A 15,352-nucleotide genomic window follows, 5' to 3' on the forward strand; every position below is an offset into this window, starting at 1 on the left:
TCAACCTTCCGGGAAACCGGAAAAACGACTGTCCGGCTGAAATTCCGCGCTAAGATACAAAATTTTAACGCTCTCCGCCGAAGACCTTCCGTTCGTCCCAACGGGAAAAGATGCTATCTTTAAAAACCACACCATTAGCCCAACCATCATGAAACGAAACCACGACTTTTCTTTTCGTTTGAATCACGCATTCACATTCCTGCTAATTTTTCTGCTTTCTACCAACCTGTTTGCCTCTAATGAAAGTAAGCACCGCATCATCTTGCTCCACCCAACGGTGAGTAACATCGAAAATGCGCTGGCACTGGTCAAAGACGGCTTGATTGACATTCCCAACCTGGAAATGCTTGGCGTTTATTACGCCGATGAAAACTATGACTATTCAGCTTCGGAAAAGTATTTGGCCGAGCATCATATCGAAAATTACCATCTGGAGAAAGTCGAGGGTAAACTTACACTCAATGACCTTTTCAGGAAGAATGCCTGTACTGAGCAGCTCCATCAACTTTTTGAAAGTGCAGATGCCGTTCTTTTCTTCGGTGGACCGGATATTCCGCCATCCATCTACGGCGCCAAACAGGAGTTACTTACTTCGGTGACCGATCCGATGCGTCACTTTTTTGAGGCTTCGTTCTTCTTCCACCTGATTGGTGGCGAGCGAAATCCCGATTTTAAACCTTTCCTGGAAGAACGGCCTGACTTTGTTATCCGGGCATTCTGTTTGGGTATGCAAACCATGAATGTGGCTGCCGGCGGAACACTCATTCAGGATATTCCGCAAGATGTTTATGGAATACGCGATGTAGAAGATGTATTGAAAATGTCACCAGCGATGATGCACCGAAATTATTTCAATGGTTTTTCGGATAACCAAGATATTTTCTACGGTCATTTTCACCCCATCCGGTTGGTGAAGGACGGCTATTTTGTTACTGATGCCGGTTTCCCGGAAACGGCCACGCCGTATGTGCTAAGCGCGCATCATCAGTGCGCAGGCAAAGTTGGACAAAATCTGAAAGTCATTGCCACCTCGATGGACGGAAAAATTGTGGAAGGCCTCCAAAGTACGCGTTTTCCCAACGTGATTGGCGTGCAGTTTCATCCCGAACAGGATTATCTCTATCATCCCAATAAGAAATTCAAGCGGACAAATGATGAATCTTTCAGTCCGGAAAGGCTGTTACAAAGGACCAACAGCCTGGCTTTTCACAAAGCATTCTGGAAGGATTTTTCCCGGAAGGTGACCGAGAGCAAAAAGTAAACCGGATTTTACAGCGAAACCTGTTGGACGCCTTCTTTCAACTCTTTTTTCGCTTCATCGAAATGGAAGAAAGGCAGAATGCTGGGCGCAAAATTCCGCAGCGGTTTATAAAGTACCGAATTATTGGCCTTTTCGGGTGGTATCAGGTTGAATGTATACTGACCCACCATTTCGATCAAAATGAGCAATACGCTGATGATAAAAGCGGCTTTCAGCACGCCGACCACCACTCCGGCCAGTCGGGTTAACATACCAAGCGCGATAGCCTTAAATAGTGTATCGGCCAGCCGCGCTACCAGGTGCACAGCCACGACCACCAAAATAAAAGTGAGAATAAAAGCAATCAAACCCAGATGTTCCGGATTCCAGTCGAATACTGAATGCAGGTAGTAAGCTGTGAATCCGGAAAATTCAACCGCTCCCCAAATGCCCAGTAACAAAGCGGCAATGGAAGCCAGTTCGATAAAAAAACCTTTTTGGAATCCCCTAATGGCGGCGAATACCAAAATGGCGCCAAGAATAATGTCGAGCACGTTCATGGTTTCGGATTGATTCAATAGGGTAAAAATATCAAAAAATGAAGCAGAAAAAGGGTTCCCCGAAAAAATTATGTATTTTGGCTTCCGGATGTTAAAAACATAACATCCTGACCTTGAACCAACTTAATTCGAAAAACACGAATGGCACTGCTGAATTCCATCATCAAATGGGTTAATTATAAACGCATTTACCAGATCGAGCTCTACCGGAACCATGCCGAGGAGATTCAGGAGGAGATGCTTTTTAATTTATTGAACGAGGCAAAAAATACTGAATGGGGTAAGAAATACGACTACCGCTCCATTAAGTCAGTTGAGCAATTTGCCGAACGCATTCCGGTCAGCACGTATGAGCAGATGGAACCGCATATCTCGCGCATGATTGATGGAGAGCGCAATGTGCTTTGGCCAGGTGAAATTAAGTGGTTTGCCAAGTCGTCAGGGACCACCAATGCTAAGAGTAAATTCATTCCGGTTTCCCGGGAATCACTGGAAGACTGTCACTTTCGTGGAGGGAAGGATGTGCTGGCTATTTATCACCGCAACTACCCCGAAGCCAAAGCCCTCACGGGAAAAAGTCTGACACTCGGTGGCAGCCATCGCATTAGCAACCTGAGCAATAAATCGTATTATGGCGATCTCTCTGCCATTATGATAGAGAACCTGCCGTTCTGGACCGACCTCAACCGGACACCTCCCACAGAAATAGCACTGATTGAGGAATTCGAGCGGAAAGTGGACGAAATCACCAAAACTTCCATCCACGAAAATGTGACTTCGTTTGCGGGCGTACCGTCATGGTACCTCGTGCTGCTTCGTCACGTACTCGATTACACCGGGAAAAATAATATGCTGGAAGTATGGCCGAACCTGGAAGTATTTATCCACGGCGGCATCAACTTCGAGCCTTACCGCGAACAGTACCGCAAGCTGATTCCGTCGGACGAGATGCGTTACCTCGAAACCTACAATGCATCGGAAGGATTTTTCGCCATTCAGGACGATCCTTCCCGGGATGATCTGCTGCTGATGCTCGATTATGGCATTTTCTATGAGTTCATCCCCATGTCGGAATACGGAAAAGAAAATCCGAAAACCATTCCGCTTTGGGACGTGGAAACCGGCGTCAATTACGCGATGGTTATTTCCACCAACGGCGGACTGTGGCGCTACCTGATTGGAGACACCGTCGTTTTCACTTCGAAAAATCCATATAAGATTAAAATCACCGGACGGACGAAGCACTTCATCAACGCATTTGGTGAAGAGGTCATCATCGATAATGCTGAAAAAGCGCTTAAACAGGCTTGCGACGAAACCGGGGCTACCATTCGTGACTATACTGCCGGACCGGTTTTTATGGGCGACAACGCAAAAGGAGCTCATGAATGGCTCATTGAGTTTGATACACCTCCGGCCGACCTTTCCCGTTTTACGGAAATACTGGATAAGACATTACAAAGTGTCAATTCAGATTACGAAGCCAAGCGACATAAAAATACCACCCTCAATTCCCCGAAAGTAATTGCTGCTGCCCAGGGAACTTTTTATCACTGGATGAAAGAAAAAGGCAAAATCGGCGGACAAAATAAAGTCCCGCGCCTTTCGAATAACCGTGATTACCTGGAACAATTGCTTCCGTTTCATCATGAACTTTCGCGGTAGAGCGGAAATTATCGATGGTTTTATTACATTCGTATGTTTTTGAAAAACCCTAGACAATGCACATTGCCATAGCTGGAAACATTGGTGCCGGAAAGACCACACTTACTAGCCTACTTTCGAAACATTACGGCTGGGAAGCCCATTACGAGAGCACTGATGATAATCCTTACCTCGACGACTTTTACCACGACATGCAGCGTTGGTCGTTCAATCTTCAGGTGTACTTCCTGAATAACCGGTTCAACCAGGTACTCGATATCCGGAAATCGGGAAAAACAATTATTCAGGACCGGACCATTTACGAGGACGCCGAAATTTTTGCTCCAAACCTGCATGACATGAGCCTGATGAGCACACGCGATTTTAACAACTACCGCTCGCTCTTCGACCTGATGACCCGCCTGATCGAACCGCCGGATTTGCTTATCTACCTGCGTGCTTCCATCCCGACACTGGTGAACCAGATTCAGAAGCGTGGCCGCGATTACGAAAATTCCATTCGCCTCGACTACCTGAAACAGTTGAATCAGCGTTACGAAGCTTGGATTTCGAAATACCACAAAGGAAAAATGCTCATCATTAACGTCGATGAAATTAATTTTGCCGATAGCGCCGAAGACCTCAGCAAAGTCATTGACCGCATTGACGCCCAGATAAACGGATTGTTTTAGACAATTCGGACAGAAAATATTTCAAAGCCGCTGCATAAATCCAGTGGCTTTTTTTATCGCAAATTCACACCATGATGTCCGTCATTATAATTCCGAACGCCTGTGAGTGATGTACACTATACTTTTGTTATGTAATTTAATCGGGATTTAAAGAATTTATGAAATACCTGAGCGTAACAACTATTTCAACAAATATCAGATACTTTGAAGCAGCAACTTATTGCTACAAATCAATGATTTGATAACATCTAAGAAAAATCAAATGAAAAAAACACTGCTGGACCCACAAAAAAAATATCCAATGGTAATGCCTGATGGAACTGAAATAAAAACCGTAGTTCACTTAAATCAGGTCATTGATCATCCACAAATCGAAATTGGTGATTTTAGTTATTTCGGTCATTTTGAAGTGCTGGAAGATTATGCCTCTTTTCTGGCGCCATATCTTTTTCCTTTAAGTCCAGAAAAGCTGGTTATTGGAAAATTCTGTCAGATTGCTCATGGTGTAAGGATTATCACCAGTTCAGCGAATCATAACATGAACGGATTTTCCACTTTCCCGTTTAACAACTTCATGATGACGCCTGAAACCTCCGCAAAAGAAATAGAAGCGATGTTCCAGGTTCCCGGAAGGAAAGGAAATACACATATCGGCAACGATGTTTGGATTGGAATGGAAGCCATTATTATGCCGGGAGTTACTATTGGCGATGGAGCAATTATCGGGGCACGTTCCGTGGTTGTTAAAGATGTTGAGCCCTATACCATTGTGGGAGGAAATCCTGCTAAAGCGATTAAAAAACGCTTTTCTGAAGAAACGATTGAAAAGCTTCTTGAATTGAAATGGTGGAACTGGGATGTGGAAAAAATCGAACAAAACCTGGAAGCTATTCTAAATTCTGATATCAAAAAGCTATACAACATCAGACTCTAGAATTAGATAGTTAACAAAAAAACCGAACGCTTTAAATAATAAGAAAACTAACCTTCAAAAACAGAATAAAAGAAATGGAAACCCTAACCAGAACCCTTGAAGAACAACGAAATGAATTTGCTTCCCGAAAATTTCTGGCAACTCCCATCGCCGGGTTGATTGCCTGGCTCATTACCGGGATTGCCGGAATGACAATGCCGCCCGTCATTACCGTTTGGGTACTGTTTATCAGCACCGGCAGCATTGTTTACATGGCTATGTTCATTTCAAAATTCACCGGCGAAAATTTCCTCGATAAAACCAAACCCAAAAACGAATTTGATACGCTTTTCATGCTGACCGTTGGACAAGCTGTTTTGGTTTATTCCATCGCCATTCCCTTCTTCCTGATCGATTACACTTCGTTACCTATGACCATTGGAATTCTCACCGGATTGATGTGGGTGCCGTTTTCGTGGATGATCAAACATTGGGTGGGAATCTTTCACTCGGTCGTCCGGACAGTACTCGTCGTTGCTCTTTGGTATTTGCTTCCGGAATACCGGTTCGTAGCCATTCCATTTGCCATCGTGCTCATCTACATCATCACCCTGTTCATTCTAAAGAACCGGAAAAAAGGTTAACAAACGATCGTGTAGAACAAAGAAAAAGTTGCTGCAAAGCGCTCTCGATGAGAGTGGCCCGTTTCGCAAATGGCAGGTACAACAATTTAAATTCGTAGTTTTGTGTAGTGAAGGGAAATGTGCCAGACAAAACGATTGCTGTACTTCCATTTGTGAACATGAGTGGCAGTGAAGAAATTGAATATTTCAGTGATGGAATCACCGAGGAAATAATCAACGCGTTGGCACGGATTGAACACTTGAAAGTCACTTCACGGACTTCTTCATTTTACTTCAAAAACAAACATGTCCCCGTAAGGGAAATTGCCAAAGACCTGAATGTCGCTGCCATCCTGGAAGGAAGTGTGCGCCTGGCGGCTAATACTGTTCGTATCACTGCGCAGTTAATCCATGCAGAGGAAGATTTTCATTTCTGGTCGGAAACATGGGACCGGAAAATGGAGAATATCTTTGAAATTCAGGATGAAATCAGTCTGTTAATTGCCGATAAGCTCCGGGAACAATATGGCCACCTGGAGATTCAGGATCACCTTGTCGGGAAAAAAACTGAGAGTATTGATGCCTATGAATATTTTTTAAAAGCCCGGTACCATTTCAACAAATGGAACCCGGTAGATGCCCGGACCGCAATCGAACTCTATGAAAAAGCCATCGCTCTCGATCCGAATCATACCGACTCGTACGTAGGACTGGCCGATGCTTACAGTTTTTTTGCCGTAACCGAATTGATGCCCCGCAAGGAGGCGTGGGAAAAATCGCTTGGCTATACTGATAAAGCGTATTCACTGGACCCTCAACATGCCGGAGTGCATTACCTTTTTGCCAACGTCTCTTTTTTTTATGACGCCAATTTTCATGAAGCAGCTCAACACGCATTAAAGTCAATTGAGCTAAAGCACAATTATCCGGAAGCACAACAATTTGTGGCCTTGCTGTACATGATTTCCGGCCAAATGGAAAAGGCCAAACAACATCTGGAAATTGCGCATGACATCGACCCGCTTTCGCAGGAAACCTTGTTTTACCGAGCCTACTTCCATTACCGGAATGAGAATTATTCCGAAGCCCTAATGTTGTTTAATGAGGCACTGGAGAAAAATCCCAATAACATTCCGGCCTACATTGTCCGTAGCTATTGCTTGTTGAAAACCGGACAATATGACGAAGCACTCGATTTCCTCGGAAAAATGCCGGAAGAAATTGTCGTTCCTGGCGAGCGTCTGGGAGTAATTGCCCTGTCACATATTCTGAAAAAAGACCAGGCAGAAGCGGAAAAATATTTCAAGCAGCTAAAACAGGAAGCGCAAAAACCGACTTCTTTCCAGGCACACTCCTACCTGTTTATGGCGTACGCCTGCATGCGAAAAGCCGACGAGGCATTCTCGTGGTTGGATGACGCAATGAAAATCAAGTCCTCCGTTATACTGCTGAATTATACTGACCCGCTGAACAACTTTATCAAAGAAGACCCACGGTACGAACAATACAGACAAAAGCTTTATCATCAACCCGCTCTTTTTGAGAATAAGTCTGGTAAAAAACCGCCGCTGCTGGATGCAGATACAGCCGACGCCTACACGGAGAGTTTAATGCGGTTCATCGATGAAGAAGAACCCTTTCTGGTTCCCAATCTTTCGCTGCGCATGCTGGCTGAACAGGTCGATATACATCCCAACAAATTATCGTGGTTACTCAACGAACGGATGGGCAAAAACTTCAACGAGTTTATCAATCATTACCGGATTGACTATTTCAAAAAACTGGCTCTCGATCCCGATAACAGCCATATTTCACTAATTGGTCTGGCCTATGAGAGTGGGTTCAACTCGAAAACTGTTTTCAACACCTATTTCAAAAAAGAAACCGGGATGACGCCAAAGGAATTCCTGAAACAGAACAGTTAGCCTACTCCCTTCTCTTTTCCCACACAGACAGAATAAATCACACTTTTAGGTTCACAATTATAATTGCGAACCCTTATCCTGTGCGTCTCACCTACATTTGCGTCATGATTTCATTGAAAATCATATCGAAAAGCAATAAATTAAATCTCAGAAAATAAAAACTTATGAAAAAGGCCATTAAGATCATTCTGCTGACACCCCTTGTTTTGATTTTAGCCGCTCTGATTGTTCTTTCCATTATGTATTCGCCCACCTACATGTACCGGTTAATTACCATGAATGTGGCGGATGTGTATGACTACAAAAACTTCGAGAACCGGAAAATTGAAGGCTCACAAGACACTTTCCATTTTGCTAAAAAGTTGGATGAAGATTATGTGGAATCGTTGTTTAACGATCGGGTCAAAAACTCCGGCTTTAAAACATTCGACGAGTGGGCCCAAAAATCGCAAACCACTGCGTTGATCTTCATCCGAAAAGACACCATTCTGTATGAGAAATACTTCAACGGTTTTTCCCGCGATTCTTACTTTCATTCGCAATCAATGGCCAAATCATTTATCTCGTTTCTCATCGGAGCGGCCATTGATGATGGTTTGATTTCAAGTGTTGATGACCCGATGACAAAATATATTCCTGAGCTGAAAGAACGTGATCCCCGCTTCGAAAAGATTACCATCAAAAATTTGCTGGAGATGCGTTCGGGCTTAAACTACTTCGAGGGATATTTTCCCGGTACCCACATTCACCTTCCCTGGCACGATGAAGCGGTTGGTTATTACCATCCCAACGTTCGGAAACTACTGTTGAAGAAGATAGACATTGCCCGTGAACCGGGAAAATCATTTCAATATTGCAACTACAATACCAGTTACCTGGGATTAATTATCGAGCGCGCCACCCACAAAACAGTATCAGCCTACCTCCAGGAAAAATTGTGGTCACGAATCATGGAATACGATGCGCTGTTTTCCATCGACAGCAAAAAATCGGGCTTTGAATATATGCCTAGTCGGTTAATTGCCCGAGCCATTGATTATGCCCGATTTGGTCGCCTTTTCCTGCATGATGGCAACTGGAACGGCCAACAAATTATCTCAAAGGATTGGGTGGTATCATCTACTCGGGAGAACAAATCCATTCCGCGGGATATTTACCCGGATTGGCTAGGGAAAGGATGCAAACACACCTATTATTCCTATCAGTGGTGGGGAAACACCAATTGCGATTCCACCTTTCATTTTTTCGCCAATGGAAATCTCGGCCAAAATATCTATGTCATTCCTGACAAAAACATTATCATCGTTCACTGTGGAAATTCGCTGGAGTACTACAACGAAGGTGACCTATGGCATGCAGCAGAACAGATTTGACTTAGAATTCTATAATCTTCCATACAAAACCTCGTGACCAGCGCCACGAGGTTTTCTTTTTCCTACCGGGAAAACTATTCCTTACCGCCAATATCAGACCATTGAGTCCACAATTATAATTCTGAACTTCTGCACAGCAATCCCGAACTTCCGCCAGAAATAGCTCCCCTACATTTGCATCATCACTTCATTGATAATGAACAGAAAAACAAATCAAAATAAAGAAGCCATGAAAGCAATTGTTGCCACAGGCTACGGAGCACCGGATGTGCTGAAACTACAGCAGGTGGACAAACCTCAACCCAAAGAAAACGAGGTATTGGTAAAAGTACACGCCTCCTCGGTTACAACCGCCGATGGTATGATGCGGACCAGCAAACCTTATTTCGGTCGACTGGTGACCGGATTAACCAAGCCTAAGCATCCCATTCCCGGAACCGGTTTTTCCGGTGTCGTGGAAGCGGTTGGCGAAAAAGTAGAAAGTTTCCAACCGGGTGACGAAGTCTTTGGTGAAACCACGCTTGGGTTTAGCACCAACGCTGAATATTTCACCATCCCTGAAAAAGGTGTCATTCTGCACAAGCCTGACAACCTGAGTTTCACTGATGCAGCCACCTTCTGCGACGGACACCTCACTTCCCTGAACTTCCTGAAAGAGATTGCCCAAATCAAACCGGGACAGAGAGTACTGATTAACGGGGCATCAGGGAGCCTGGGAACAGCAGCTGTGCAAATTGCCAAATACATGGGTGCTGAAGTGACCGGAGTTTGCAGCACGCGAAACGTCGGCCTGGTCAAATCGCTGGGAGCTGACTTTGTGATTGACTATACGAAAAAAGACTTCACCAAAGCCGACAAAACGTACGATGTAGTCTATGATACCGTTGGAAAAAGTTCCTATTCGAAAAGCAAAAACATTCTTTCGGAATCAGGATTGTATGTATCGCCTGTTCTGAAATTCTCGCTGTTGCTGAAAATGATATGGACATCACTCTTCAGTAAAAAGAAAGCAAAATTCAGCGCCACCGGGCTTCGTTCCGACGAAGATTTGCGAAAGCAACTGACCGATCTGGTCACCCTTTTCCAGGAAGGAAAGCTGAAAACGGTGATTGACCGGCAATATCCGCTGGAAAAAGTGGCTGAAGCCCATACTTATATCGCTTCAGGACACAAAAAGGGAAATGTTGTCATCATTGTGCAACCGGAAAATGATTCGTTATGGTAAGCAAGAGAAATTCCGCGCAGATAGCAGGTATCGCCATTTTGATAATGGCCGCTGTTGCCGCATTTACCTATGGCTACATTCACAATTCCCTGGTCGTTCCAAATCATTCTGAAACCACAATTGGCAATCTCAAAGCTTCCACATGGCTTTTCCGGACAGAAATTGTCGGGTGGCATTTCATCCTGTTATGTGATGTTGTTGTTGCCTGGGCTCTCTATAAGTTTTTCAAAGATGAAAATCAGCTTCTTTCTCAAGTCACTGCCATCTTAAGGCTTATTTATGCTGCCTTTTTGGGCGGAGCCGTTTTCAAACTCATCAGTATACTGAGAATCATAAACGGGGAGGCGGGAATCGCACCGGAACTGGCCGGCCAGCAAATGTTGTCTTTCCTGAAATCCTTTGAAAGTACCTGGTCGTTTGGACTGATCATCTTTGGATTTCATCTGTTGTTACTGGGCTTTCTTGCACTCCAATCAAAAGCCATTCATTCTTCCTGGGGAGTTTTATTGATTCTTGCAGCCCTGTCGTATATCACGATTCACAGCTCGAAAATAGGTTTTCCCCAGTTCGATAGCCAGATAAAAACCGCTGAAACGATACTCAGTTTACCCATGGCTTTGGGAGAAGTTGGCTTTGCCGTGTGGCTGATCATTCGGGGAGGAAAACCAAAAATGAAAATAAATGAAGCCTTTCAAAACAGTTAACTAAAATTCAAGGTCCTGAAAACAAAATGATCGTTTTTCGAACTAAATAATTGGCACACCTTCGTCCGTTTTATCCGATAAACGGATATAGCAAATTGAATCAAGGATTGGCCAATGGTTTTGCTACTATTTCGACAAATAATATAGGATCGCTTTTAATCCAGATGCTCCAACAGCAACAATCATTGAAAAATGAAAGAGCCACAGAACATAAGCTCTGTGACTCTTTTTGGTTGTTCGGATTTTATCAAATAAATCGGAATAATCGAATAGCTAAATTAATTCCTGATACAACGAACACTAAATCCCATCCACTTATCCTTGTACTCATCCTGAGTGGACCGGATTAATGTCGCTTTAACGTATCTCAAAGTTCGGGACCAGGCGGTTGAAGCTGTTGACTCAGTAGCACTCCACCAGAAACCAGCCTGCCCAGGGCGGATTAAAGCATGCCCTAAGAGACCACCGCCCGGAAGAGCCGTAAAACCAGAAGAATTATTGGATGACAAATCGTATCCAATTGTAGCATTAATACGCGAGCCCCACCAGCTGGTCGTAGCTGCTAAGGCTTTGGCAATATAAATGTCTTTATATACACCATATCCATTATCGATTAGATAATTCGCAAGTTGTGTCCACTCTGCATCACTTGGCAGGTGCCATCCTTCGGGACTGGCTGTTTTGGCAGCCGGCCAGTTATATAAAACACCGTAGGTTTTATAATTATCGGTTGCTTTGGCATCGGCTGTATTCGTTCCCCAGTAACCATTTACGTAATAATAAGGCTTGGTGCCAGACAGGATTAAAGAATTTACGCTTGGCAGGTAGGCCAGGTTTTCAGCCATCCAAATCTGGTCGCCGATTTTTATCGTTTTATATACTTTGCCATCTCTCGGGTCGGTATACGTTGGGTTTTCACCCGCCAATGCCCGGATATCGAAAATAATTCCGTTACCGATTGTTGTATCAATAGTGTCCGAACCTACCAATCCATCAACCTGGTTAATTACTGCCTGAAGTTGATTCATTGCAGGCTTCTCATTCCCTTTATCAACACTTTTAATTACATTTTTAAGCTTTGAGACAAGGGCATTGGCAATTCCGGATTGCAGTTCTCCTTTGGTTACATAACCATTAATCTTCGAAATCAAGTTGGTGATAAGCACAGTAGAGATAGATGAACTCTGAGATACGGTAGAGATGGAGGCACTTTTTAACTGGCCCCCCGGAGCTGCATTTAAGATACTTTCATCCTTCTGACAGGATTGGAATGTTACTGAGAACAAAACAGCGATTAGAACAATGGGGATTATGCGTCCCATAAAACCTTTTCGACGGATCTGAATTTTCTTTTCCATTTTTGTGAATGTGAAATTTTTAAGCATGTCCTATTAAGTTTATTAAGAATATAAAATTGGTGTCTACTCGGGTGATATAATTGCATTACGATGCTAGTATTAAAGAAAATTCAGAAGGAGATATCAGACAATTTAGTCTTTTTTTAGCGGAAAAAAAAGTAACCCGGTTCCGGCTTTCGTGGTGAAACTCAATCTTTCTGCCTTTCGCATGATAAAAACAGGCATTGTTGACTTACCCGGGACCATCTTAATTTGGTTGTTACTCCAAATCCCAAAACGGGATATCCAGGATGAAAACAAAACTATCCTTCTTTGTGTCTATCAAGAAGTTAACAACACACCGAATTAATGGTACGGGTTTTGCATTCTTTGTATCAGAAACAGCTCATTTAATACCTACAGCTATGAAAAAAACAATTATCATATCCGTCCTTGCAATCCTCACCCTAATAACAGGCATTGCAACAGCAAGAGATTATCCGGATGAGTACCTGGGTTTGCCGGGTGACAACCTGAACCTCTATGCTACCATGAAATTATTCCAGGAGTCAGAAACGCTGGAAGCTTTTGAAAGAAGCCTGAACGACCCCAATTCACATATCAATAATCTCGACCTGAATGGGGACAACCTGGTTGACTACATTTCGGTGGTTGATTATGTTGACGGAGACGTTCATAACATCGTTTTAAGAACTCAACTCAACAGGAATGAAACACAAGACATAGCTGTCTTCACAGTTCAACGCTTCGACGACGGGACAGCGCGGATACAGCTTATTGGTGACGAAGCGCTTTACGGCAAAAACTACATTGTTGAACCCATTTATGCCGACAGTCAGGAAACACCCAACCCGGGGTACATGGGTAATACTACAGTTATAGCAACTCCGGCACCGGTTACCGTCACGACCTACCAGGTTGCATTCTGGCCCATCATCCGGTTTATCTATCGTCCCGGTTATGTTCGCTGGCATTCCGTCTGGGGATGGGGACATTATCCTTCCTATTGGAATCCGTGGCGCCCATACTACTGGCATACTTACTTTGGCTATCACAGTCACTTTGACCATTACTATTATGCCCATTATCGCCATTGGAATCATTATCGGTACCATCGCTATCACAATTTCTACTACAATCATGTGCGGGCACACTCTCCACAAGTGAACGTCAGAATCAGGAGAGGAAACTATAGATCGACCTACTCACGCCCGGACCTGAGAAGAAGAGGTGACGAAATATACAGGAGAACAGCCCGAAGAAGCACGGGATATCGAACGGACAACTCACATTACCGAAGAACGAACAGCGGCCAGTCTGTAAGCAACAGAAGAACTTACAATACCCATTCAAATTCCGGAAGACGAACGGTTTCAGGTACCCCGTCGCGGACACCGACCAATTCCTCTGCCAACAGGAGATCCGTAGACACACGAAGATCGTCAACAATACGCTCCGGAAGATCCACCACAAATCCATACCAGGGAGGTAATAACGGCGTATCTCAAAGTCGAAGCAGGAACAGTTCATCATACGGAAGCGGCACACGTTCTTCGGTAAGCACCCAAAGACATGCGCCGCAAAAAACGACAATAAACAGAAGCAGATCGTCGAGGTCATCTACTGTTGGTCGGACTTACAGGCGACCAACGCAATCACGCACGACTTATTCAAACAGGTCATCTTCGAAACCAAGGGTGTCCTCCCGGTCTTCGAGTTCAAGAAGTTCATACCGGAAGCCCAATGTGTCATCGAGATCTTCTGTTTCAAGAAGTTCTTCCAGTCAACCAAGGGTGTCGTCCAGAAGTCATAGCTCAAGCAACAGAAATTCAAGCGTTTCACACAGGAGCAGTCGTAGCTCCAGCAGCAGAAGCTCAAGCGTTAGAAGTAGTCGCAGCTCGAACAGTCGAAGTTCCAAAGCGACCACTAAGAGCAGTCATTCCCGATCATCTTCGGGTCGAAGATCTGGACGCAGGAAATAAAAAGATGCAAGAAAGCCGGTCATTTCTGACCGGCTTTTTTAATTTATTTCTTTTGCAGAGTTTAAGTTTACAACTGGGCTTCTGCCGCTTTAATCTCATTCCAGGCTTCTGCATCCAGTTGCGCTCCAACAACGCCGATAATCCGGCCTGCCAAAAGCGCACCAAGGCGACCGGCTTTTTCCAGTTCGTATCCTTTCGATATACCAGCGAGCATTCCGGCTGCGAAGAAATCACCGGCTCCGGTTGTATCAACTACTTTGTTTCCTTTAGCAGGAATGTGCCATTTGCTGGTTCCTTGTTTGATGAAAGCACCTTTACTCCCCACCTTTACAACGGCAATATCACAGCGTGATGCAATCGCATCCAACGCTTCTTCCGGCTCTTTATCGGTAAATGCTTTTGCTTCCTCTTCGTTGGCAAACAAAATGTCAACGTAATTATCGACCAAGTCATTCAGTACCTCAAGATTTGCTTCCACGACATTGTAGCTGGCCAAATCGAGTGCCACTTTCAAACCTGCTGTTTTGGCTTTTCTGGCTGCTTCGAGAATCAATGCATAATTCTGTACCAAATAGCCTTCAATCAGGAAGTAGTCAAATCCTTCAAATACTTTCGGATCAACGTCGTCAGCTCCCATATCAACCGCAGCTCCAAGGTAGGTTCCAAAGGTTCGTTCTCCGTCCGGGGTAATCAGGGCCACAGCCCTACCGGTGCGGGTATCCATCTTCTTCAGAAACGGCTCAATCCGGTTTTCTTCAAGTTTCGATTCAAAGAAACGTCCCATGTCATCCTCGGCAACGGATCCGACAAAGCCACAGGGAACGCCCAAATTAGCTACACCATTCATGGCATTGGCTACTGAACCTCCGGTAGTTATCTTTTTCTCAAAACCATTTGTCTTTTCCTGCATCTTCTCTGATAATTCGCGACCGACCAGGGTCATGCTTCCTTTCGGAAGTCCAAATTCCTGCAGAGTGGATTCGTCACTTAGAAGAGTCATAATGTCTACCAGGGCATTGCCTATTCCCAGGATTTTCGGATAATCAACGTTATGCATATTGTGCTGTTTTTTGACTTTAAAATTTTCACAAATATATTTTAGTTTTTAGGAAA

Annotated in this window: 13 protein-coding genes; 10 read left to right on the forward strand and 3 right to left on the reverse strand. The window is 44.2% G+C overall.

Annotated elements, in window-relative coordinates; genetic code table 11:
- Positions 1 to 148: 148 nt before the first annotated feature.
- Positions 149 to 1,261, forward strand: a complete 1,113-nt coding sequence (locus tag CLV93_RS03340; RefSeq protein ID WP_106540725.1) for a gamma-glutamyl-gamma-aminobutyrate hydrolase family protein — start codon at positions 149 to 151, stop codon at positions 1,259 to 1,261.
- 8 nt (positions 1,262 to 1,269) lie between these two features.
- Here CLV93_RS03340 and CLV93_RS03345 read toward each other — a convergent pair whose 3' ends face one another.
- The gene (locus CLV93_RS03345) at positions 1,270 to 1,818 is read right to left on the reverse strand and encodes a CvpA family protein (protein ID WP_146141939.1); all 549 of its coding nucleotides are present in this window, start codon (positions 1,816 to 1,818) and stop codon (positions 1,270 to 1,272) included.
- 123 nt (positions 1,819 to 1,941) lie between these two features.
- On the opposite strand from CLV93_RS03345, the gene CLV93_RS03350 reads away from it, so the two are divergent.
- The 8 genes from CLV93_RS03350 to CLV93_RS03385 all read left to right on the forward strand — a co-directional run bounded on the left by CLV93_RS03350 (position 1,942) and on the right by CLV93_RS03385 (position 10,899).
- Positions 1,942 to 3,465 carry a GH3 auxin-responsive promoter family protein gene (locus CLV93_RS03350; protein WP_106540727.1) on the forward strand — a complete coding sequence of 508 codons (1,524 nt, stop codon included), beginning with the start codon at positions 1,942 to 1,944 and terminating at the stop codon, positions 3,463 to 3,465.
- A gap of 56 nt (positions 3,466 to 3,521) precedes the next feature.
- Positions 3,522 to 4,136, forward strand: a complete 615-nt coding sequence (locus CLV93_RS03355) for a deoxynucleoside kinase (RefSeq protein WP_106540728.1) — start codon at positions 3,522 to 3,524, stop codon at positions 4,134 to 4,136.
- Positions 4,137 to 4,398: 262 nt separating this feature from the next.
- A complete protein-coding gene (locus tag CLV93_RS20525; RefSeq protein WP_106540729.1) occupies positions 4,399 to 5,070 on the forward strand; it encodes a CatB-related O-acetyltransferase in 672 nt (223 codons plus the stop codon).
- A 74-nt stretch (positions 5,071 to 5,144) separates the two neighbouring features.
- On the forward strand, positions 5,145 to 5,693 hold the full coding sequence (locus CLV93_RS03365; RefSeq protein ID WP_106540730.1) for a DUF7010 family protein: 549 nt from the start codon (positions 5,145 to 5,147) through the stop codon (positions 5,691 to 5,693).
- Between the two features lie 107 nt (positions 5,694 to 5,800).
- Positions 5,801 to 7,597 carry a tetratricopeptide repeat protein gene (locus tag CLV93_RS03370; RefSeq protein WP_211297727.1) on the forward strand — a complete coding sequence of 599 codons (1,797 nt, stop codon included), beginning with the start codon at positions 5,801 to 5,803 and terminating at the stop codon, positions 7,595 to 7,597.
- Positions 7,598 to 7,761: 164 nt separating this feature from the next.
- Positions 7,762 to 8,970 carry a serine hydrolase domain-containing protein gene (locus tag CLV93_RS03375; RefSeq protein WP_106540731.1) on the forward strand — a complete coding sequence of 403 codons (1,209 nt, stop codon included), beginning with the start codon at positions 7,762 to 7,764 and terminating at the stop codon, positions 8,968 to 8,970.
- Positions 8,971 to 9,199: 229 nt separating this feature from the next.
- A complete protein-coding gene (locus CLV93_RS03380; RefSeq protein ID WP_106540732.1) occupies positions 9,200 to 10,195 on the forward strand; it encodes an NAD(P)-dependent alcohol dehydrogenase in 996 nt (331 codons plus the stop codon).
- Positions 10,189 to 10,899 carry a DUF4386 domain-containing protein gene (locus CLV93_RS03385; RefSeq protein WP_106540733.1) on the forward strand — a complete coding sequence of 237 codons (711 nt, stop codon included), beginning with the start codon at positions 10,189 to 10,191 and terminating at the stop codon, positions 10,897 to 10,899. Before CLV93_RS03380 ends, CLV93_RS03385 begins: the two co-directional genes overlap by 7 nt.
- 278 nt (positions 10,900 to 11,177) lie before the next feature.
- Here the strand turns inward: CLV93_RS03385 and CLV93_RS03390 are convergent, their stop codons facing one another.
- On the reverse strand, positions 11,178 to 12,221 hold the full coding sequence (locus tag CLV93_RS03390; RefSeq protein WP_170108854.1) for a fibrobacter succinogenes major paralogous domain-containing protein: 1,044 nt from the start codon (positions 12,219 to 12,221) through the stop codon (positions 11,178 to 11,180).
- A 440-nt stretch (positions 12,222 to 12,661) separates the two neighbouring features.
- On the opposite strand from CLV93_RS03390, the gene CLV93_RS20085 reads away from it, so the two are divergent.
- The gene (locus CLV93_RS20085) at positions 12,662 to 14,239 is read left to right on the forward strand and encodes a hypothetical protein (protein ID WP_146141940.1); all 1,578 of its coding nucleotides are present in this window, start codon (positions 12,662 to 12,664) and stop codon (positions 14,237 to 14,239) included.
- A gap of 67 nt (positions 14,240 to 14,306) precedes the next feature.
- On the opposite strand, the gene CLV93_RS03400 is transcribed toward CLV93_RS20085, so the two are convergent.
- Positions 14,307 to 15,296, reverse strand: coding sequence for an adenosine kinase (locus CLV93_RS03400; protein ID WP_106540736.1), 990 nt, complete (start codon positions 15,294 to 15,296; stop codon positions 14,307 to 14,309).
- Positions 15,297 to 15,352 lie beyond the last annotated feature (56 nt).

Origin of the sequence: Prolixibacter denitrificans, assembly GCF_003014495.1 — a bacterium.
Classification (GTDB): Bacteria; Bacteroidota; Bacteroidia; order Bacteroidales; family Prolixibacteraceae; genus Prolixibacter; species Prolixibacter denitrificans.